Source organism: Streptomyces sp. NPDC058470 (assembly GCF_042721055.1).
In the GTDB taxonomy this organism is placed as follows: domain Bacteria; phylum Actinomycetota; class Actinomycetes; order Streptomycetales; family Streptomycetaceae; genus Streptomyces.
The window spans coordinates 40583-60744 of sequence record NZ_JBHXMF010000030.1; the positions used below are offsets into that span (position 1 = coordinate 40583).

Here is a 20162-nt window from a genome sequence, read left to right on the forward strand (position 1 = left end):
CCCGCCCCATGAAGGAGATCTCGACTTGGCGCACCCCCAGACACCCGAATCCGCACTCGACCAGGCCCTCACGGCCCTCGTCTCCCCCGGCGAGCACTTCCTGCAGGATGCCCGCCGCGACGCCCGCCTGGCCCAGACCCTGACCCACTTCGACGCTCTCGGGCGCGGCGTGGCGGCGTCCCTCAACGCCCGTGGCGTCGAAGGCGGCGGCTGGAGCCACACCATCACGCCCGCCTACTGGGGCAACGTGACGGTGGGCCACCGCGACGGGATGCACTTCGCCTTCCTGCACCACGGTCGTACCCGCAAGGGCGCCGCCGGCCGCCGCCTGCGCGTGGAGACCGGATACCCGCACGGCTACAGCGGATGGCGCGCCGAGCCGATCACCGTGTCGATGGACCGGGACCCGGACGCCATCGCCGCGGACGTCCTGCGGCGGCTGATGCCGGCCTACCAGGACACCCTCCGCGACGCGCTGGAAGCCGCCGGCCGTCGGCAGGCCGAGCGGCGGGCGCGCGCCGAGCTGAACGAACTCATCGAGCAGCTCGTGCCGGGCATCCACGGCATCGGCGGTCTGGACCCGCGCTCCGCTCCCGACCGGGACACCTCGTTCTGGTCCGGCCCTGATCACGTGCCCGAGGGCCAGGTCGCACTGCCCGTCGCCGGGCGGGTGACGCTGAAGCACGACGCCAGCGAGGTGGAGGTCAAACTCACCAACGTGCCGCCCGCACTCGCCCTGGACCTCCTCGACTACCTGCGCCGACACGGCGTCGTCGCCTGCAGGCCCCACGCGCTCAGCAGCCCGGCGCGCGTGATCGCCGGGGAGCTGGCGCCTCGGGGACCCGTCGACGCGCAGCCGGACACTCGCCTGCTGCCCACCGCCGCATGATGTCCGAGCTCGCAGCCGCCGCCGCGGCTGCCCCGTCCACGCCGCCCACCCCGTTATCCCGCACTGAAGAAAGGACTCACATGTACTCGGACCTCACCTCCGCCGAGCTCGCCGACGCCCTGGATCGCGTCAGGGGCCTGTCGCCCGACCTGACCGGCCCGCTGTCGATGCTTGACGAGGCGAGCCTGGGCTGGACCGGGCGCTACCCGCAGCTGACCGAGCTCCAGCAGGCGTTCAGCCAGGCGCGGCACAAGCAGTGGCCCCACACCCGCACCAAGCAGACCTGGCAGGAGGTCGTGACCACCGCGGGCGCGCTCGCCACGGCACTGCGCGAGCTCGGCGACATCCGGCTGGAGCGGTGTACCGCGCGGACCGGGTGGGGCACGTGCGGTCTGGCCTTGCCTGAGAAGGGTTCATGCCGCGCCGAGCGGGAGCACCTCGCCCCGGCGGCCGGCTCGGAGACGGACCAGTGAGGCCCGGCGCAGGGCAGGTCTGGGCGGGGGACGGCGACGTCCTGGAGGTCGAGTCCTTCGACGGCGCCTACGCGGTCGTCTTCAGCCGCCAGTTCCGCCAGCAGCAGCTCGTCAACGGCAGCCACTTCGGCCGGCTGTTCCAGCTGGTGTACGGGCCGGAGGCCTCCACGCAGTGGCATCAGATCTGGGTCGAGCCCGCCGCCGAAGTGGCGGACGAGCAGACGTGGATCGCCGAGATCGACGCCGCGCTGCTGCGCGGCGGCAAGGGATTCGTCGTGCCGCAGAACCCGCGCCACGAGGTCAGGTTCGCGCGCGGTGTCCAGGGATTCGAGCTGAAGGTCTTCGGCGAGCAGGTCGTCTACGACGAGGTGTTGCGCGCCCTGGCCTCGTTCGCTCCGCCCGCCGTCGCCGTGGCCAACGCTCACCACGAGGGCTGAGAGCCGAGCGCACCTACGAGGAGGGGAGTCACCGAGGTGACGGAATGGTGGAAGCCCGCGGGCGTGCAGCCGGCGGACGGAGAGAAGGCCGGCATGGTGGTGCCGCGGCTGACGCTGGACCCGGAACTGCCGGCGCCTGTCCAAGAGCTCCTGCGGCAGGCCGAACCCGCGCAGCTGCGCGCAGCGCTGAGCTCTGACTTCACCAGCGCGTGGTGGGGGTTGGCCGACCCGCTCGGCGGGCGTCGCGCCTCCTGGTGGTTCGGATGGATGTTGCTCAGTGCGTTCGCCCGCAGCGTGCCCATGGCCGAAGCGGGAATCTGCGCCTACGGGCTGGCCGCCGCGATCGCGGTGACGAAGCGCCGACGGCGCCTGTCGGTACTGCGCCAGATAGCCGCTGTGCACGACCAGTTCGTCCTCAACCTGGAACTCAACTCCGACGCGGGCGAGCTGCTGGCCCGTGCCTCACGGGCCGCCGCGCGGGTCCAGAACTCCTCGGTGCAGCGGTTGGATCCGGTGGAGAAGCGGCACACCGACAATCGGCTGGATGCCCAGGTGTGGGAGATCGCCGACGCGCTACGCGCCTACAGCCGGGTGGCCGGACAAGGACCGACGGAGGCGGTGAGCGAGGCGGTGGCGCAGGCCCTGGAGCCCCGCCACAAGGCGCTCCGGATCAGCCTCTCCAGCATCGGGCGCCGCGTCGAGGCTCTGGAGAACTACGCCACGCAGATCGCGGAGGCCGAACTGCGGAGTCGCGAGCTCAGGCAGCTGAGACAGCTGACGACGGGGGACGAGGACCTGCTCGACCTCCTGGCGGCCACCGCCCGCGATGAACTCGCAGTCGCCGAGATCGCGGAGATGAGCGACGAGGTCGCCAACGCCCTTGAGCTGTTCAACGAAGCTCTGCGGTCGGCGCAGGACGCCGCGACTGCGGCTCTGCCCGCCATGCCGGAGACGAGCACGCGTCCGGCCGGGCCGCTGGGGGACGCGAACACGGCGTGAGGTCTGCCCGGCCCGACACCGCCGGACGTCCCGCCCCTCCCCCAGACCTCCACGTCGTCATCCCCGGGCCCAGGAATTTAGGAGATCGCTCGATGAGTCATCAGGACTTCACACCAGCAGAGGTCGACCGTCGGATGGCCGACGCGGCGCAGGCCGAGGAGCAGGGCAAGTTCCGTGCTGCTGCGCGCCTCTACGACCAGCTCGGCAAGGACATCCAGGCCCATTACGGACGCTTCGACGCACGCGCGCTCGACGCCTTCGAGGGAGTGGCCCGCACGATCCACAAAGGCGCCGAAGATGCCAAAGACCAGGCGCCAGGATGACCGCCTGCCCCGAGCCCGATGCCCCACGTCCCCGGCTCCCCACTTCCGCAGGCCCGCCTCGTGATCAGCCATCAGTGTGCGTCGTCCGCTCGCTGCGGCACCGTGAGGGACGTCACGCCCTGTCTGGTCTTCGGGAGCAGAGCGAGGGGGCCCCGCGCCAGCACAGTGAGTCAGCGCACCCCAAGGCGCACAACTCACCATGGTGTGGAGGCACTTGCCCATGTTCGCCACCGTGTTCGTTCTGCTGTACGCCGCCCATCTGCTCTCCGACTACGCCCTGCAGAGCGATCACCAGGCCAAGCACAAAGCCAAGCGCGGCGTCACCGGGTGGTGCGCCAACCTGTCCCACGCTGCGACGCACGTACTGATCTCGGCGGTGCTGCTGTCCCTGGGGAAGGTGGTGCTGGACCTGCCGTTGAGCGGTCCGCTCACGGCCGCCTCCCTGGCGTGGGTCGGCGCCTCGCACGCATTTCTGGATCGCCGGTGGCCGGTCCTGTGGTGGATGGAGCACGTCGGCCGTGCACCGAAGTACGCGGCCGAGGGCGGTGCCGCCTTCGTGGACCAGGCCGGCCACGTCACCGCGCTCGTCCTGGCCGCCCTCGCGGCCTCCGCCTGACCCGCATAACCACCGGGCACCGCGGCTGGCGCCATCCGGCGTGCGGCAGGGTGTTCCCCAACCAACCAGGCCGTGTTCCGGTCGCTATCGAGGCCGGGCGCCGCCCGGTGAAGGAGGAAGCGTGAAGTCCGTCAGCGAGGTCAATTCCCTGGCCGAGGGCGCGCATGCCGGGCAGGTCGACAAGATCGGCGTCCCCTATATCGAGCATGTCCGCGCGGTGGCCGTCGGGCTCGCCCCGTTCGGCGACGAGCTCGTCATGGCAGGCCTGCTGCACGACGTCGTCGAGGACACCGACTGGACCACCGAGAAGCTGCTGGCCACCGGCGTCCCCGCGCGCGTCGTCGAGATCGTCGAGGCGGTGACCAACCAGGCGGGCATGCCGTACGAGGAGAAGATCCGGCGGATCACCGCCGACCCGTCGGCGACGCTCGTGAAGATCTCCGACAACGCCCACAACAGCCTCCCCGACCGGGCGGCCCAGCTCCCGGCGGAGAAGCGGGAGCGCCTGGCGGCGAAGTACCGCACGGCGCGCGCCGCGCTGTGGCCGGCGGCAGACCGGTCCGACGTCGAGGCGATCGTGCGGATCGTCAATCCGGCGCTGCTCGCCGAGCTGGATGAAGTCTTCGCCTCGTCCTCGGCACCTGCGGGAGGGCCCGCATGACCCAGCCCGGCGACCGCAACGATCCGGTCGAGGAGGCCATCCGGCTGCTGGAGTCGGCCACCGGCGCCATGAACCCCATGGCACTGTTGGTCGGTCCTCCCTTGTCGGGCGTCACGCGGGCGATGTACGAGGCGCTCCAGAGCTGCCTCCCGCACGGACGGTTGTGCCGGCTCACCGCTGCCGACCTCGCGGCCCGGACCGACCTTCCGAGCCTGTTCAGCGGGGACGGTCCGCACGTGCTGTGGCTCGACGGCCTGACGCCGGCCGACCTCGTCCTGCTCGGCCACGGAATCCTCGACCAGGTCCTCCCCCACGCCCTGGTGCTGGCCAGCATCGACACCTTCTGGGCCGACCGCGTGCTGCGGGACAGCTCGGCAGCCACCGCCCCTGCGCGGACGGTCCTCCTGGAATACGCGGAACGCATCTCGGTGCCGTTCGCCCTGACTCAGCGCGAACGGTCCTGGCTCCGGGAGATGGGCTACCCCGTCAGCAAAGGGATCGCCGAGTCGCTCGTCGGCGGCGAGAACCTGATCAAGCACTATCGACGCGGAGCGCGGAGTAACCCCGAAGGGCATCGGCTGGTCCAGGCAGTCGTCGACGTGCGTCGCTGCGGCATCCATCGCCCTCTCCACGAGGACGAGTTGCAGCGCCTGTGGCTCGCGCATGGCGGCTGCGACGACTCCTCGCTCGCGTTCCGGCGCGCGTTGGACTGGGCCAGCTCCACCCCCGAGGGCGCCACGACGGGCCTTCTCTTCCGTGCACGTGGCGGCGAGTCGGACGCCTGGCGGGTGCTCGGCTACGCGGCCGGCGCCGACAACGGAGATCACGGGCACAAGGCCCGCCCTCTGAGCGATGGCGCCTGGAAGAAGGTGCGGGAGGTGTTCTCGGACGCCGGCGATCAGTACGCGCTGGGCATTGCCGCGCATCTGCACGGCCGTGACGACACCGCACGCCTCGTCCTCGCGCACACCGTTCAGGTTTCGGCCCCGGAGCATCCCCTCGCAGCTGCGGCGGCCGGCGCGCTGAGGTCTCTGGAGGCCGAGGGCTCGGTGTAGAAGCAGGCCGAACGCGCCGCGCGGATCCTGGGCAGGTTGACCGAAACGCGGTGCGCCCGCTCCCTCCGCTGACGCACACGGTGCTGGCAGACTCCGCGGATGGATACCGGTACGGCTCCCAACCTGAGCGCCCTGGAGCGGCACGAGGCGATGGTCACGCTGCTGCGACAGCACCAGATTCTGCACTCGCCGCCGGTGGAGGCCGCGCTGCGGGCCGTTCACCGGCACCGGTTCGTTCCCGAAGCCACGCTGGAGGACGCCTACGGCGTCTACACCTCGGTGACGATCAAGCAGGATGCCGCCGGCACGGTGCTCAGCTCGGCGTCCGCGCCGCAGGTGGTGACCGCGATGCTCGAGCAGGCCCAGGTGCAGCGAGGTCACCGGGTCCTCGAGGTCGGGGCCGGCACCGGATACAACGCGGCCCTGCTGTCCCACTTAGTCGGCCCCACCGGGCTGGTCGTCACCATCGAGTACGACCGCGACGTCACCGCGCGGGCCCAAGCTGCCCTCCGCTCCGGCGGGTACCGGCGCGTGGTGGTCCGGCACGGCGACGGCCGGGCCGGAGCGGCGGACCTCGGCCCCTTCGACCGGATCCTGGTGACCGCCGGCGCGTTCGACATCGAAGAGGCGTGGCTGGACCAGCTCGCCCCCGGCGGCCGGCTCGTCGTCCCCCTGCGCCTGCCCTGGCCGCTGGCGGCAGCATTCGAGCGCCCCGCCGACCACTGGGTGTCGGTGTCCACCGAGACCTGCGGGTTCATCCCGGTCACCGGGCCCGGCGCCCGGATGCCGCGGGCCGTCGACGTCGCTGGCGGCGCGCTCGTGCTGCGCCTGGAAGACGACCGGCCACTCGACGAGGCCGGGCTCGGCGACTGCTTGAAGGGGCCGCGCGCGGTGGAGTGGACGGGTGTGCGGGTGGATGACGGGCCCGGCTGGGAGGCCCTGCACCTGTGGCTGATGGCCGACCCGCACACCCCGGGCTTCACCAAGATCAGCGCCGGGCGGGACTCGGTCACCTCCGGCCTGGTCCAGCCGCTGATGCCGTGGGGCGGCCCCGGCTTCCACCGCGGCGCCACGGTGGCGTACCTGACCAACCGCCGCGCTCTGGGCGGGGAGGGCGAGCGGTTCGAGCTCGCCGTCGTCGCCCACGGACCCGACGCCCCCGCGCTCGCCACCGACGTCGCCGGCCGACTGCGGCACTGGAACACGGCATGGCGTGGCCGCGGCGCCCACCACCTGGAAGTCCACCCCGCACGATCCGGGGACACCACCTCCGGCACCGTCATCGCCGCGCGCGCCCACCACACGATCAGAGCGGTCTGGACACCCACCTCGTCGACGGTCTGACCCGGTGAGCAGGCATGATGCTCTGCATGAAGGACGAGGAATCACCCGCGCCGGCCCTGACCCCGGCCGCGGTGCGACGGCGGTTCGCCGCCGCGGCGTGGGGGTCGGCCATCGCCTGGCCTCTCCTCACCGCCGCCGCCACACCCGTGCTCATGTGGTGGATGGACATCGGCTGGGACGAGATGCTGACCGCCGACTTCGCCGCGTCGACCCTCCTCCCGCTCGTGCCGGTGACCCTCTACTTCGCCGTCGACGCGGCGCGCACCGTACGCAAGGAGCAGCAGGAGGTCGCCGAGAACGCGCTCGCTCTGGTCGCCGCTGCCCGATCCGGCGACCCGTCGGATCTGCGGAGCAACGCACGCCATTTCGGCAACTCCCTGCTGCAGGCCAGGAGCGCGTTTAACACGCGTGTTCTTCCGCGGCAGGCCACTTTGCGTTTCGCTCGGGGAGTCCTGGGTGAGGCAGAAGCCGCTCAGCTCAGTACGGCGTCCCTGGAGGCCGTCCGGGAGTTGGCCCGGATGAAGGCGTAGCCGGCAGCGGCCTGCCCGGTCACTGCGCGATGTCCCAGGTCGTGGCGCCGGAAGCCTGAATCGAGCAGCAGCCGTCAGCGCCGTACGGTCAGTTGCCGGTCGCGGGGTTGACGGCGTTGCGGATGGCCATGTCCACGGCACGTTCGCCCGCGAGTTCGTAGTAGTAGCGGGCGCTGGCGGGATGCTCGTGCAGTACGCCGGCGAGGATCCGGGCGGCCTGGCCGTGCAGGCGGCGCAGCCAGTCCCGCGTCGCGATCTGCTGGTCGAACTCGTTGGACGCCTCGTCCCAGGTGCACATGCCGCGGGCGGCCTCCTCCAGGAGGTCCCACTGCTCCTCCTCGGCAGCCTGCCGGGCGACGCCGCGCAGCCAGGCGATGGCCCGCTTGGACTCGTTCCAGTGCGGCCAGCCGGTGCCGTCGCCCCGGACGTGCCCGGTCATCGCCTCCACCAAGGTGCGGGTCTGCTCGGGGTGGTCCAGCAGGAGCGGCGCGGCCGTGTCCATGTCCAGGCCGGTCAGGACGTCCAGGTAGAGCTCGTAGTCGTCTCCGTGGTCGGCGGCCAGAGCCAGCAGCCGGCGGGCGGCGTCGGTGTCTCCCTCCTGGGCTGCCGCCAGGACCTGGTGGGCCCGCGCAACGGGCAGGTCGATCTGCGGTGCAGTCTCCAGCTCGACCAGGTCGAGGAAGTCGGCGATCGTCTGCGGGCGCTGGAGCGGATCGCGGTAGGTGCACCGCCGTACGACGCCGCGCCAGGGCCCGGTCGGCAGCAGCGGCACGTTCACCTCCGGGGGAAGGCCGGTGAGCAGCCAGCCGATGACCTTGCCCAGGCTGTAGATGTCGCTGGCGGGCGTGGCGTTGTGCGGATCGACGGACAGTTCCGGGGCGCCGAACTCGACGGTCCCGATCGTGGTGCCGGTGCGCTTGGGGTTGGTCGTCTGCCCGAGGGGACGGCGCACGATGCCCCAGTCCCCGAGGACCCATCGGCCGTCGAGGAGGAGGATGTTGGCGGGCTTGATGTCGCGGTGCAGGTAGTCCAGGCGGTGGGCGTCGGCCAGGGCGGAGGCGACCGCGTCGGCCAGGGACCGCAGTTGCACCTCGTCGCGCTGCAGCTCGGGCTGGAGGCCTTCGGCGGTGTTCTGGGCCATCGGCATGACGAACCACTCGGCCCGGGGGCTGGAGTCGAGGACGGGCATCACGTGGCGGTTGGCGCCGAGCTTCTGCGCCACCTCGATCTCGCGCAGCATCCTCGCGGTCAGGTTTTCGCGCAGGGAGCGCGGCTTCTTGAACGCGACGACGGTGCCCGTCTCCTTGTGCACGGCCTCGTGGACGATGCCCATGCCTCCCTGGCCGTCCGGCAGCGGGAACTTCTGCAGGGCGTAGTCCTTCTTCACCCCGCGGGCCTGGCGGCGCACCGCGTCGTACGGGTCGGCGGCCGGCGGTGGCGCGAGGCCCTCGGCCGCTGGTGCGTCGGCGGGGACGTGGCCGGCGATCTTCATCAGGACGGGGTGGACGGCGCTGACGTCGTTGGTCGGCAGGGATCCCAGCAGGTACGCGGGCCCGCCCGCCGGGCTCTGGAGGAGCCCGAGTACGTCGCCGAGCTGCACCTCAGCGACCGCGTCGCTGGTGCGGGCGGCCGCGTCGAAGGCGTGCAGCTCCACGCCGACCCCCGAGCCGGAGCGTCCGGCCACCAGGACGGTGTCGCCGCCGCTGTACGCCAGATGTCCCGGGTAGGACACCGGAGTCAGCATCCAGTCCTCGCGTCCCCGGGCGCTGGTGCTGACGGCGAGGTCGACGACGGCGCTGTGTCCGCCGGCGGCGAGGAGGAAGCGACGCTCGCCGAGCCAGGCGGCCGAGCGGACCGCCGCGTCGAAGTCGATGGAGAACCGCTGCTGGTCGCCCACCTGCTCGGCGAGCCGCGTGAGGGCCAGGGTCGAGCCGGTGCCGGCCCCGAGGGTTGCGCCGGAGCCGGACAGGACCCACACGCTCGCGTCGGGGCCGAGCAGCAGGTTGGCGTTCGCCTCGAACCCGCCGCCGGCCGCCTGCAGTACGCCCTCGCGCCACCTCACGACCGCCGGCCCGCACAGCACCCACACCGTGCCGTCGGGCAGCACCGCCGCATCACCGTGGACGCCGGGAAGCGGCAGCCGCCACCTGGTCCCTCCCCGCTGCAGGTCCACCTCGGCCAGACCGGCTTCGGTGGTGATCAGCGCATGCTTCGGGGACTCCCAGGCCAGCCCGGTCGGCGGCAGCGGCCAGGACTCGCCCGCCATAACGACAGAGAGGTCGATGCCCGCCGCCGGCCGGGACGGCACGCTCGCCGCCCCGGCCGGGCGGGCCGCCAGGGCCAGTACTGGGGCCTGTTCTGGAGGCTGTTCCAGCAGGAGCTCGTGCAGCAGGGTGTGCGGCGGCCGCGGCGGGCGGAAGGCCGCGCGGATCAGGGACGCTAGGGATAGGAGGTCGCACACGGCGGCCTCGAGATGGTCCCGGTCCAGGAGAACGGCTTGCGCCGACAGGACGCTGCTCACGGCGTCGTCCATCTCCTGGCCCGTGACCCTCGCGCAGAGCAGGATCCATCGCACCCCCGGTCCGAGGTCGCGTTCGCGGGCGCGCACTGCGGCGCGGGCCGCTTCGGGCGCGTCGTCGCCGGCCGCGGCCGACACGGTGATCGCGTAGTCGCGTCCGGCGAGTTCGAAGAACACGGCCGGCTCGTCGGGCGATCGGTGGGCGAGCGTCGCGTCGGGGTCGGTGCGCCGGATCAGCGCCGCAACCACCTCGACCAGGAGCCGGTAGCGGTCCTGCGCCGGTAGTTCGTCGCTGTGGACCTGGCCGTACTCGGCCAGCAGCTCCCGTACGTCCTCCATCGCCCCGCCCGTGTATCGTGCCGGCCCCGGGCTTCGTGCCCGCCGCGGTGATTGTCCCGCACGGCAGGGCGCGATGTGCGCGATCACCGGGATCATCCAGCCGCCTGGCGGACGATGCCGCGGACCGCTCCGGGCCTTGCTCGCCGTCGGCATCCCGCTCCCCTGGCGCTGGTGCCGGCGGAGACGGTGAGCGTGACGGCATCAGGGCGCCGGGGGTGCGCTGCGTCTGCTGGGATATCCCGGCGGTTCGGGGTCGATGATGCCGAGTGCGCACCCCTGCGCGACGGCCTCGTAGAGGGTGCGCGCGTGGAGATGGATCTGCGCGCGATGCAGCAGCCGGCCCGCGGTCTCGGGCCGCACCCTGAGCTCCTCGGCGACCTCCAGATGGTGCTGGCCGCGCGCGAGGAGTCGGAGCGCGGCAAGTTCGTGCTCGGTGAGCTGCGGATGCCACGGCAGGATCGGCCGGGTGATGTGCGGGTGTTCGGTCTCCACGCCGTAGCCGGCGGCGCGCAGGCGCTCGGCCACCTCTTCGGCGACCGCGACCGACCGGTGCCGGCCGCCACCGCACACCACGTGCAGGTCGACGCGCCGGTCGGCCCTCGCCTGCCCAAGGAGCGCGAGCGCGCGCCGGGTGCTGCGGTCGATGAGGCGCTCTGCTCCGGGCGAGCTGAGGACGTAGGCGCGCACCTCGGGATCCAGGCCGGTGGAGTGGAGCATCCGGTCGCGCATGGCCGGGTCCTCGGGCGGGTTGCGCAGCGGGCGGGTATCCACGCGGAGCGCATCACCTCGGGGTGCGTCGTGGTGGCCGTCGCCGTAGCTGATGATCACGGTCTGAATGAGGGCATGCGGGGACTGGGAGCCCAAAAGGTCGCTGGTCATGCGGTCAGTCTCGGATCAACTCCGGTGGTCGTGAAGGGCGTTGGGCATGTTGCCTGTTGCCTCTTTCTGCGGCGCAGCGACTTCGGCTCATGCCGCCTGCGCGGGTGGAACGGCCGGGCCTTGCGGGGCGGGTGGGCTCGACGGTGTCCCCGCCGCGCCTTCGAACTTCGAGGAGTTCGTGTCACGTTGCCCCCTGGGGTGGTGGGAGGCTTGTGCGAAACGGTGCACGGAATTGAGTGAGGTAGAGCTCGGCGCAACCCGCCTCTGAGAGCGCCCTACGGCGGCCGTGCGCACCATGATGTAGTGGGCCCATGAAGCATGACCCGTCGCAGACCTGGTCGGACGTCCTCGCTCTACTCGGACGCGAAGAGCCATATCTCCAGATCGGCGCCATCGCATCCCTGGAGATGCTGACCACGGACAACCAACAACTCCGCCGTCCCACGATCCAGGTTCTTGAGAGTGCGCTCAATCAGTGGGAGAGCCAGGAGCCAGGCCCACCCGCAGACGTGAAGGCTGCGGCCCAGCGCCTGGTTACTTCCCTCGTAGTAGAGAAGCGGGAAGCTGGTCCACGCCACTGGCTGAGGCGCCTGAGCGGCCTGCGCCTTAGCGGCAAGACCACCTGAGACCCAGGCGGTTCAGGCATGACGGCCGGGGGAACGTGGGGTTCCCGAATTGAGGAAGCGGCGTTTCGGAGGCCCAGTCGGCGCGGCCCTGAACTGCTGAAACAGACTTCCGTCCAAGCCCCGGTGGTGGCCGGGCCGTCGGGCAGAGGGCCGCCCCATGCGCGTTCGCTGAGGCGGCCGGGTTCCGGCCGGACCGCTCGCGGGTCGCCGGCTTCCAGGGGCGCGCCGACGGGGTACGGCGAGTCCTTGTCTTCGCTGCGGTCGATCGGCAGAAGCCGGACGATGTCGGTCTCGGCGGAGATCTGTCCGGGCTGCAGACGGCAGGTGGGGACTGTCACACCGGGATCCGGGGTCGGTCCCTCAACAGTCCCTGCTTCAGTCCCTCGGGCATCGTTGCAGCTCAGCGCGCATGTGGCGCGATTCTCAGGGACAGACAGGGACTGAGTTCCGCAATTGTGGGGCGCTGGAGTCAGTACGGCGTACGGGTCGGACCACCAGCGGGAGGTGAGGGCGGGGTCGAGGGTGCTGGCGTAGAAGCCGTGGCACCAGCCTCCGTTGGCCAGGCACGAGCAGCCTCTGGCGGGGTGCGGCTCGTAGGCGGGGCTGTTGTGGCGGCAGCACCGGCAGCCTGGCCTCATCTTGCGGCCCGGCGCGAGCGGGAAGACCGGCCGCTGCTGGGCCGCGCGCCAGCGTGCCACCCGCTCCGGATCGGGAGACCGTGTGCGCTGGTCGCCGAGCGGAGAGCCGAATGTGCTGGTCATGCGACTCGCCCCGCTCCCTGGCCGTCGGCAGAATCCGGACCGTGCCAGACCGGCCGGTAGCGGTCCCGTACATCCCAGCCGCGCCATCGTTCGTCGAGGAGTTCGCCGGTGTCGGGGTCGATGACGCCTTCGGGAACCAGGACGGGACGTGGCCGCTGGGGCCGGGCCCGGGTGTTCCGTTCGGCGATGTACCGCTGGTAGTTGGCGCGTTCGCGGGCGTGCCGCGCTCTGCGGCGCTCGCCGAAGCCCGCGGTGCCCTGCTGTTCGGCGGCCTCGGCGAGGACCTGGTCGTCGGGGTGGAGACGGGCGGGGCCGGCCAGATTGGGGGCCAGGTAGTACAGGCCCTCGCATTCGTGGGCGAGGCCGTCGGCGACGAGTTTGTCCAGGCGGCGGGCGACGGTAGTGCGGTGCAGGCTGGTCGCCCGCTGCAGTTGGGCGGGCTCAAGTCCTTCCGTGACGTCGAGGCAGGCCAGGATGCGGGCGCCGCTGGTGCCGTGGGCGAAGTGGTGGAAGGCGTCGTGTGCCATCACCGAGGCGAGTGCGGCGGTGTCGGTGAAGGTGTGCGGATCCGGGACAGTTGCCAGCTCCCCGGGAGTGGGGGGCAGAAAGTGTCCCGGAGCTGCACGAGCGAGGAGCTCGGTGACGTGGTCGGGGATCTTCAGCCGCCACCGTGAGCCGTGATTCTTGCCGGTGCCGGCTTCCAGCAGCTGAAGCCACCCGGCTTCGACGAGCCGCTTGTCGCTGGCCTCGGCGGTCGACCTCGCGCAGCCCATCCGTTCCGCGTGCGGGCGCAGCGCGGTGGTGTGCTCCAGGCCGCCGGCCCGCTCGCACAGCGTCAGCCGTGCGGCGAGGTTCTTCTGGTCGACCGCTCCGCCGCCGCGGGACGGCCAGGCGAGGTGTTCGACGGCATGGCGGACCTCATTGATCTTTTCCAGGGCGTCCGGGCGGCCGGTGATGGTGCCGTTGCGGCCGGCGAACTCGCGGGCCTTGTCCAGCATCGCGGTGAGCTTGTTCTCCGCGTACTGGGCGCCCTTGCGCTCGCGGAGCCTGCGCGCCCACCAGCCGCCCCGGGTCGGCGTGTAGATGAGGGCCTGGTGGAAGTCGGCGGGCGTCCATTCGCGGCCGGGCTGCGAACAGGCGAGCGCGATCGCCATGGTGAGCCGGTAGCCGGAGTCTGGATCGTCGCGGCCGGCGTAATGACCCTCGACGTCGCCCTCCAGCAGCAGCCGACGGGACCGCCGGCTGAGGGGGCGCCGCTCCCAGACCGGCACCGCCGGAGTGCGGCCGGCCCGGGGAAGAGTCCTGGTGTTCATGGCATCTCCCCTGCTGGCAGGGGGGACACCACATCCCGGAGCACCCGCACCTGCCGGCGGAACCCCGGTGGCACGGACGAGGACGGCCGCGGGCCGTTGTACGGCGCCGAGACGGTGGTGACGGCGAGGGCGTTCATGCCGCGCTCACCGCCTCCAGTGCCCGTGCCCCGGCATGCTGGTCCCGGTCTTCGGGAAGCTCCTGGTCGGCGAGTTCGGCACAGCGGCTCGCCCAGTCCGTCACCGTAGGCCTGGCCGGCTGCTTGCCCCGGGCGGTCCGCAGGTGCCGGGCCCGGTCGGCGAACAAGACCTCCACCGTCCGCTCCAGGGCCTCGTCCGCTGCCCGCTCGGCGGCCGCCTGGGCCATCGCCCGGGTCGGGTACCGGTGCGCCGAGCGCATCTTGGCGTCGTACGCCTTGTCCGCCTCCCGCTCGGCCTCGGCCGACCGCATCAGCCGACCGTCCAGGCTCTCGCGTCGCTGGTCGCGGAGCTTCTCGGCGATCCCCCGGGCAGCGAACAACAGGCCGACGTCCTCGATGCCGTCACCGCGCAGCCGCTCCAACTGCTGCTCCAGCAGCACCCGGGTGTCCGCCGCGCACCTCACGGTGGCCTCCGCGACCGCCGACGGGTCGGTGAGGTCGGCGCGGGCCATCACCGCAAGGTCCACGGCCTCGGCCAACAACCGCTCCACAGCGCGGCGTTCGCTGCACAGCAGGCACCGGCCGGCCGCGTCCGGGATCCCGCAGTCGTCGCAGGGACGGGCCAGGCGCTCCTGCTCGGCCGCCGCGTTCTGCGCGCGGCGCTGCTCGACGACCTTCGCGCGGGCCTGCCGCTCTGCCAGCGCCCGCTCCCGCCGTACGGCCTGGGCCGCTGCCTCGGACGTCACCGCGGCGTTCAACCGCTTCTCGGTCTCGGCCTGCAGCACCGCCGGCGCCGCCCCGACCAGCTCCCGGGCGGTCTCCGCTGCGATCCGCGCACGCAGTCCCCGCCGGTCACCGATCAGGACCTGGCAGCTGGGGCAATCGGCGCCGGAGTCCATCCGCCGGCCCTCGTCGCACAGCTGCGACCAGCACCACGCCCGCTGCACCAGGCCACGGCCCAGGATCCACCCCACCGGATCGGTAACCGGCCGGCCCATCTGCTGATCAAGGCGCCGCTCCAGGCGCTCAGCGAGGACCTGTTCGGCCTCGGCCGGTCCGACGATCCCGCGCACCACGCCGAGCTGGAACCGGACAGCAGCAGCGACATGACGGCGGGCCCCCGGCCGCAGGATCTGCTCCCACACCGGCCGTACCGGCGCGAGCACCGACTCCAGGCCCGCCGGCAAGGCCGCAGGCCGCACGAACACCAGCGTCCCCGCCTGCTTCGCCGGTGCCTTCACCGAGCCAAGCTCGACCGACCGGCCCGACTCACCAACTGCCGCTTCCTGCTGCTGTTCCCCGCGAAGCGGGCCGCCCAGCCCGCCACCGGCCGCAGCCGTAGCGACCTCGGTGTGATCCGGCGCGTCCTCGCGGGCGCCCGCGCACTCCGGCAGATCACCGCACCCCGGATCGGCTTCGCCGGAAAACCCACCAGCAAGCGAGAGAGAACCAGAGAGAGAAACCCCCAGCGCGTGGTCAGCGTGGAGGGGTGCACCAGCAGGGCGCTCCACCACACCGCTCTCCGGCACGGCCTCAAGAGCCTCTCCCGCGCTGGTGACAGGGCCTTCCTCCTCCGGCTGGGCTTCAAGATCCCCGGGTGCAGCAACGGGGCGCTGGAAAACCACGGGCTCGACATCGTCGAACGACTCCTGCTGCCAGCCCTCCCCCGACAGCGCCAAGGCCTCGCCGGCCGCCTCGTCCTCGCCCTGGGCCGAACCGTGCGCGCACGACGGGCACCGTTCGGGCTGCTCCTGCTGTTCCTCGGCGCCGACCTCGACACCAACCTGCGGGGCCGCGTGGCGACCGAACGCGGACGCGATCGCGGGCAGCACCAGCCGGCCCTTGCCGTACTGGCCCGTCTCCGTCGTCCCACGCACCACCTCGACGACCTGGAGCCGCTCGAGGCGGTCGACGACCTTGCCGCCACCGGACACCGAACAGCCGAGCGCCTTCGCGACCGTGGCGTCCGCGCGCCCGCGGCCCTCCTTCACCGAGCCGCCAACCAGACGAACCCGGCCGTCCGGCCGCGTCTGCAGCGCGAGCAGCAGCAGAGCGAGCCGGTCCGTCGCAGCCCCCCTCCCCCGCCGGGTCCCCAGCAGCCCCGGTGGCGTCACCGGACCGTCGATCGGCGCCCAGCCCGGCGCGAACAGCGCCTCGCAGAATCGAAGAAGCGTCGCCAGGTCCTTGCGGGCCAAGGCGAGCGGGTGCATCGGATCGCCGCTCTCCCGCGCGGCGAGCAACGGCAGGAACTTCCACTCCAGGCCCGTCACCCGGCCGGCCTCATCCGTCAGCGCGCTGGTCTCCACCACACCGGCCGCGCGCATCATGGGCAGCACCTTGTGGTCGACGTACGACTCGGAGAACCCGAGCCACCGCCCCATCTCCCCCGCCCGATACCGCAACACGACGCTGCGCGCCGACGCCTTCGCCAGCAACACCACCGCCGCCAGACGCACCGAATCCGGCGCATCCTTCAGGGACTTGTCCGCCAGGAGGCACCGCACCGCGGCGTACAGCCGGGCACGCATCGCCCGGTTCAACACCAACGGATCACCAGGCCCCGACTCCGGGACCGGACCAGCGAACTCAACGACCTCGCCCGCGCGCGCACTGCGACGCCAGGACGAACCAGAATGCTTGGAATGAGCTGGCTGCAGGGCCGATTTAGGCACGACTGAGCCAGCCCTCGGACGGGTAGCTATGATCTGCTCCAGTCGAGGAGGAAATGGGAAACCTGAATCGCCGCTCGGCCCGCTAGGGGTAGCTGGGTGCCATGCGGACTCTGTTCAGTTAGTGATGCGGGTGGCCATCACCTCCTCCTCGATGTGCGGAGGGCCCGGGACCGCAGATCCCGGGCCTGTCCGCTTGCTGGGTCACACTGCAGCGGAGCCCCTGTGGATAGAGTCCGGGACTCGGTGGCTGCAGAGCCCAAGGAGTCATCGTGGCGACGACCCCTTGGAGGTTCTGGACTTGGCGTTGACGCCGCGTCGCGGTTCGCGTCTCGGGATCTTCGCCAAGATGGCGGGGAGCTCGTCGATCCATCGCCCGATCGGAAGGCGTAGCGCCACCTGTGCGTCGAGCATCGAAGGCTCGGTGCCGTCTTCTGACGCCGACTCGAGCCTGGCTCTCTCTGGCCGGCTGTGGGCTACCTGCACAGAGTCCTGCATCACCCAAAGCGTGGTCTCAGGCGTCGTCGCAGAATCCGTCACGGCATCGCGGGCTGCGTGCAGTGCCGCCAGCTGCCACGTGTCGAGCGCGTGCTTCTTCGATCGTTGGCGCGGCTTGTCGGGCCAGACGAGTTGCGACAACACGCGGTATACCCGGATGACGATGACGTCTGCGGCGAAGTGCGGCTCGCTCAGAACGCCTATTTCAACGGCCCGGTAAACCCAGTTGCTGTCGACTCCGGCGGCGACGGCAACGGCGTTTGCGCTCAGGCGCGCTGCTGGCGGCATCGAATCTCCTGTACGGGATGGTGATCAGCTGGCGCAACCCTACCCGAAAGTGGTCCCTTATTTCCCTGTCAGGGGCATAGGTAGATAGCAGGGTCCGGTGATGGTCCGGTACGTGCGAAGGCGTATGCATGCATGAGTCGGAAGGTCGGTAGGCACATCGGTCCGGGTATCGGTTCGAACATGGGTATGTGCATGTGGATAGGTATCGGCATACATGCAGGTCAGGGGTGACTCTGAGACTTTTTCGAACGGCAGCAGGCGGAGCGCTCGGACTTCGCAATGCGCGTTCCAGGAGCCCGGCGCGGGCGCGCGCAGCGAACGCTCGAAACGCCGAGGCTGGGGTTCCCAGGTAGTACGAAGAGAGCAGAAAAGACAATATTCTGTGCAAATCAGGGCACAGTCGGCGTGGGAAAACTTCTGCGGCTATCGGCGTGTCGCGGCATGTCGACATGCAGAAGGCCCGCGTCACCACCTCTTCGGTGACGCGGGCCTTCCTGACCGTCCGTCAGATGAGCGGCGGCAACTCTGGCTTGGGGAGGGGGCCCTCCTTTTCGAGGGCGCGCAGGAAGTTGAGCACAAGGGCGGACATGACGTCCTTGCCCTTCCTCGCGAAGTCGGCGGCTTCGAGCAGCTCGATGACTTCCTCAGCGGCTTCTCGTGCTTGAGGGCTAAGGCTGAGAGTCGTCTTTCGTCCCCGCGGCAGCTCGCCCATCCGCTCGGCGTTCAAGGCGTCATGCAGTCCGATGAGGTGGTCAGTGTCGAGGTGAGCCTGACGCAGAGCCACGTCGATGTAGTGGCCGAGGCCGAGGTTCGAGTTGCCCGAGCTCTTTCGGTCTCGGGAGAGGCGCGCCCGGAGCGCCGGCCACAGAGCCGGAATGAGGTTGACTCCGTGAGAGTCCCATTGACGGGAGTTGATCCTGGAGTCGACGTAGCTGTCCTGAAGGGCTTGCTGCATGGGAGGAAGCTTCTTTCGGCGCCGCCCCGTCGACGCCGGTTCATCCGCCTTCCTGGACGCAGTCCCGTTAACCCCAGAGGTACCTGCAGGGGATGGGTCGTCAGCTGCACCAGCAGAATGTTCTTCAACTGAGGCAGCCTCACTCCCTTCTGTGCCTTGTTCCGGCCTGGCCTCAGATTCTCCGACCGTCGGGAGAGTGGCGCTGGGGTAGCCAGCCATAGCCGCCGTGTCGGTGCTCTGGGCCGGGAGAGGTGCACCCGGAGTGGCCGTTGAGGGTTGAGCATGAGCATCGGGAGGTGTGAGGCCCTGTGCTCCGCCAAGGAAGGAGGCGTCGGCCGTGCTTTCGGCGTGCCCCAGAAGTGCAGCGGCTTGAGCAGCTCGGTCGGCTCGGGCCGCCCCTCCCCCGTTCCTTCGCCGCACGCCAGCGAAGTCGCCGGTGCGATCTGACTTCGTGTTCTTGTCAGTCTTTTCGGTGGACGCTTTCTCAGGCAACGGTCTTCTCCTTGGCGGCCTTGCTCTCCTCCGCCGCGGCGAGCATCTCATCGGCGCTCGGGGCAATCTCCCACTTGTCTTCGGGAAGATCCATGCGGTCCATCACCTCTTGAAGGAACCGCGCGTACTGCTTGCCAGGAGCGTGACGGGCGAAGCCCAGCACGGCCGGCATGCCGGTCGAGTAGCTGCGGGAGATTCGGGTGTCCTGGCGGATGTCAGTCACGAACGGCGCGAGGTGCGTGTCGACCATGAGGTTCCGGACTTCGATCTCCTCGAGAGACCACTCGCGCTGAGGACTGGACATGTTGAGCAACGCGCCGAGGTACTTCGGGTCGGCGAGTCCGTTCGTGCGCTCGGTGACGTGGCGAATCGTGGAGCGCATGGTGACTGCGCCCTCGACCGTGGCGTGCTTTGGCATGCACAGGGTCAGAGCGAAGTCAGACGCTGCGAGGGCGACGCCGTTGAGGGCCTGGACCGCCGGAGGGGTGTCAAAAACGGCGTAGTCGAAGTCGCCATCCAGTTCGTCGAGGAGCGTACGGAGTACGTGGACCTTCTCTAGTCCGGCGGCATGGAGGATGTGCTGGGCGTTCGCCATCGTCGCCTGCTCCGAGGCGAGCAAGCAGAGACGGCCTTCTCCTCGCCTGTGCTCAAGGAGGTGGCTGCAGTCGATGACGATGTCCGCCACCGAGGTGGGAACTCCTTGCGCCGCTTGCTGCAGTCGTAGTCCGAGGGACTTCGCCACATCGGCTCCCTGGAGGCGCTCACCGAGGGCGATGCCTGCTTGGGCCTGGGGTTCGATGTCCACGACCAGGACGCGTGCTCCGGTTAGTGCGAGACCCGCCGCCAAGTTCACGGTCGTCGTGGTCTTGCCGGGGCCGCCCTTCTGGCTCGCTACGGCGATGTTGTCCACGGACTGCTCACTTCCTGGCCGACTCAGTTGATCAGCCCATGATTGACACGTCTTTTGCTCCGTAATGGCCTGTATGAGGGTAGGCGGCTGAGGCGGAACCACCAAGCTATGCCCCTGACAGGGATTTTACTTGGGCAGACGATAACAGTTGCGCATGCGTACACGGGGGAGGTACGCGCAGGAAGTGCCTAGTGGTTTGTGCTCCCTTCCTCGGACCTCTCGGTGGTCGCCTGATGGGGCCCGCAGCCTCGAAGCGGTGACGTGGCCGTGGGTGGGGTCACGCTTCTGACCGTGGGTGGGTTGGTGGGGCCGGCGCTGAGTACGTCCGGTGGTGTGTTCGGGACTGGGTCGGTTCGGTCGGCCGTGGCTTGGAGCGTGGCTCGGTCTGTCGGTGGGAGTGCTGGCTGACGATCTGGCGGTGCGTCTGCGCGTGCGTGGGTGGGTTCGTGT

17 protein-coding genes are annotated in these 20162 nt (G+C 70.6%); 10 read left to right on the plus strand and 7 right to left on the minus strand.

The annotated features are described in order from the left end of the window. Positions 1 to 25 precede the first annotated feature (25 nt). The 10 genes from ACFWP7_RS22430 (at position 26) to ACFWP7_RS22475 (ending at position 7327) form a co-directional block, all read left to right on the plus strand. Complete coding sequence (locus ACFWP7_RS22430; RefSeq protein WP_384383551.1) at positions 26 to 889, plus strand: hypothetical protein; 864 nt, start codon at positions 26 to 28, stop codon at positions 887 to 889. Positions 890 to 969: 80 nt separating this feature from the next. Beyond that, a complete protein-coding gene (locus ACFWP7_RS22435; RefSeq protein ID WP_384383554.1) occupies positions 970 to 1362 on the plus strand; it encodes a hypothetical protein in 393 nt (130 codons plus the stop codon). Further along, entirely contained in the window at positions 1359 to 1799 is a 441-nt protein-coding gene (locus ACFWP7_RS22440; RefSeq protein WP_384383557.1) for a hypothetical protein, read from the plus strand. Before ACFWP7_RS22435 ends, ACFWP7_RS22440 begins: the two co-directional genes overlap by 4 nt. A gap of 36 nt (positions 1800 to 1835) precedes the next feature. Beyond that, positions 1836 to 2798 carry a hypothetical protein gene (locus ACFWP7_RS22445; RefSeq protein ID WP_384383559.1) on the plus strand — a complete coding sequence of 321 codons (963 nt, stop codon included), beginning with the start codon at positions 1836 to 1838 and terminating at the stop codon, positions 2796 to 2798. Positions 2799 to 2890: 92 nt separating this feature from the next. Then, the gene (locus ACFWP7_RS22450; RefSeq protein ID WP_384383562.1) at positions 2891 to 3121 is read left to right on the plus strand and encodes a hypothetical protein; all 231 of its coding nucleotides are present in this window, start codon (positions 2891 to 2893) and stop codon (positions 3119 to 3121) included. Positions 3122 to 3341: 220 nt separating this feature from the next. Then, positions 3342 to 3737 (plus strand): DUF3307 domain-containing protein, encoded by a 396-nt coding sequence (locus ACFWP7_RS22455; RefSeq protein ID WP_384383565.1) that lies wholly within the window; start codon positions 3342 to 3344, stop codon positions 3735 to 3737. Positions 3738 to 3858: 121 nt separating this feature from the next. Then, positions 3859 to 4398: an HD domain-containing protein gene (locus ACFWP7_RS22460; RefSeq protein WP_384383568.1), complete on the plus strand. Its 540-nt coding sequence runs from the start codon at positions 3859 to 3861 to the stop codon at positions 4396 to 4398. Continuing rightward, a complete protein-coding gene (locus ACFWP7_RS22465; RefSeq protein ID WP_384383570.1) occupies positions 4395 to 5453 on the plus strand; it encodes a hypothetical protein in 1059 nt (352 codons plus the stop codon). The genes ACFWP7_RS22460 and ACFWP7_RS22465 overlap by 4 nt, the downstream gene beginning before the upstream one ends. Before the next feature lie 99 nt (positions 5454 to 5552). After that, a complete protein-coding gene (fxlM, locus tag ACFWP7_RS22470) occupies positions 5553 to 6797 on the plus strand; it encodes a methyltransferase, FxLD system (RefSeq protein WP_384383573.1) in 1245 nt (414 codons plus the stop codon). Positions 6798 to 6823: 26 nt separating this feature from the next. Then, complete coding sequence (locus tag ACFWP7_RS22475; protein WP_384383576.1) at positions 6824 to 7327, plus strand: hypothetical protein; 504 nt, start codon at positions 6824 to 6826, stop codon at positions 7325 to 7327. An 88-nt stretch (positions 7328 to 7415) separates the two neighbouring features. On the opposite strand, the gene ACFWP7_RS22480 is transcribed toward ACFWP7_RS22475, so the two are convergent. From ACFWP7_RS22480 to ACFWP7_RS22510, 7 genes are all read right to left on the minus strand, one after another. Next, positions 7416 to 10184 (minus strand): protein kinase, encoded by a 2769-nt coding sequence (locus tag ACFWP7_RS22480; protein ID WP_384383579.1) that lies wholly within the window; start codon positions 10182 to 10184, stop codon positions 7416 to 7418. Between the two features lie 201 nt (positions 10185 to 10385). After that, positions 10386 to 11063: a hypothetical protein gene (locus tag ACFWP7_RS22485; RefSeq protein ID WP_384383581.1), complete on the minus strand. Its 678-nt coding sequence runs from the start codon at positions 11061 to 11063 to the stop codon at positions 10386 to 10388. A 1383-nt stretch (positions 11064 to 12446) separates the two neighbouring features. Further along, on the minus strand, positions 12447 to 13763 hold the full coding sequence (locus ACFWP7_RS22490) for a hypothetical protein (RefSeq protein WP_384383583.1): 1317 nt from the start codon (positions 13761 to 13763) through the stop codon (positions 12447 to 12449). A 133-nt stretch (positions 13764 to 13896) separates the two neighbouring features. Continuing rightward, positions 13897 to 16428 (minus strand): hypothetical protein, encoded by a 2532-nt coding sequence (locus ACFWP7_RS22495; RefSeq protein ID WP_384383586.1) that lies wholly within the window; start codon positions 16426 to 16428, stop codon positions 13897 to 13899. Positions 16429 to 16836: 408 nt separating this feature from the next. Continuing rightward, the gene (locus tag ACFWP7_RS22500; protein WP_384383589.1) at positions 16837 to 17355 is read right to left on the minus strand and encodes a hypothetical protein; all 519 of its coding nucleotides are present in this window, start codon (positions 17353 to 17355) and stop codon (positions 16837 to 16839) included. A 505-nt stretch (positions 17356 to 17860) separates the two neighbouring features. Continuing rightward, positions 17861 to 18310 carry a hypothetical protein gene (locus tag ACFWP7_RS22505; RefSeq protein ID WP_384383592.1) on the minus strand — a complete coding sequence of 150 codons (450 nt, stop codon included), beginning with the start codon at positions 18308 to 18310 and terminating at the stop codon, positions 17861 to 17863. A 484-nt stretch (positions 18311 to 18794) separates the two neighbouring features. Further along, positions 18795 to 19712, minus strand: a complete 918-nt coding sequence (locus tag ACFWP7_RS22510) for a ParA family protein (protein WP_384383595.1) — start codon at positions 19710 to 19712, stop codon at positions 18795 to 18797. Positions 19713 to 20162 lie beyond the last annotated feature (450 nt).

Coding starts and splice junctions, on each gene's coding strand:
- ACFWP7_RS22505 (WP_384383592.1), bottom strand. CDS start 18,310: ATGCAGCAAGCCCTTCAGGACAGCTACGTCGACTCCAGGATCAACTCC.
- fxlM (WP_384383573.1), top strand. CDS start 5,553: ATGGATACCGGTACGGCTCCCAACCTGAGCGCCCTGGAGCGGCACGAG.
- ACFWP7_RS22485 (WP_384383581.1), bottom strand. CDS start 11,063: ATGACCAGCGACCTTTTGGGCTCCCAGTCCCCGCATGCCCTCATTCAG.
- ACFWP7_RS22435 (WP_384383554.1), top strand. CDS start 970: ATGTACTCGGACCTCACCTCCGCCGAGCTCGCCGACGCCCTGGATCGC.
- ACFWP7_RS22490 (WP_384383583.1), bottom strand. CDS start 13,763: ATGAACACCAGGACTCTTCCCCGGGCCGGCCGCACTCCGGCGGTGCCG.
- ACFWP7_RS22500 (WP_384383589.1), bottom strand. CDS start 17,355: ATGCCGCCAGCAGCGCGCCTGAGCGCAAACGCCGTTGCCGTCGCCGCC.
- ACFWP7_RS22450 (WP_384383562.1), top strand. CDS start 2,891: ATGAGTCATCAGGACTTCACACCAGCAGAGGTCGACCGTCGGATGGCC.
- ACFWP7_RS22475 (WP_384383576.1), top strand. CDS start 6,824: ATGAAGGACGAGGAATCACCCGCGCCGGCCCTGACCCCGGCCGCGGTG.
- ACFWP7_RS22465 (WP_384383570.1), top strand. CDS start 4,395: ATGACCCAGCCCGGCGACCGCAACGATCCGGTCGAGGAGGCCATCCGG.
- ACFWP7_RS22455 (WP_384383565.1), top strand. CDS start 3,342: ATGTTCGCCACCGTGTTCGTTCTGCTGTACGCCGCCCATCTGCTCTCC.
- ACFWP7_RS22495 (WP_384383586.1), bottom strand. CDS start 16,428: ATGCGTGCCCGGCTGTACGCCGCGGTGCGGTGCCTCCTGGCGGACAAG.
- ACFWP7_RS22480 (WP_384383579.1), bottom strand. CDS start 10,184: ATGGAGGACGTACGGGAGCTGCTGGCCGAGTACGGCCAGGTCCACAGC.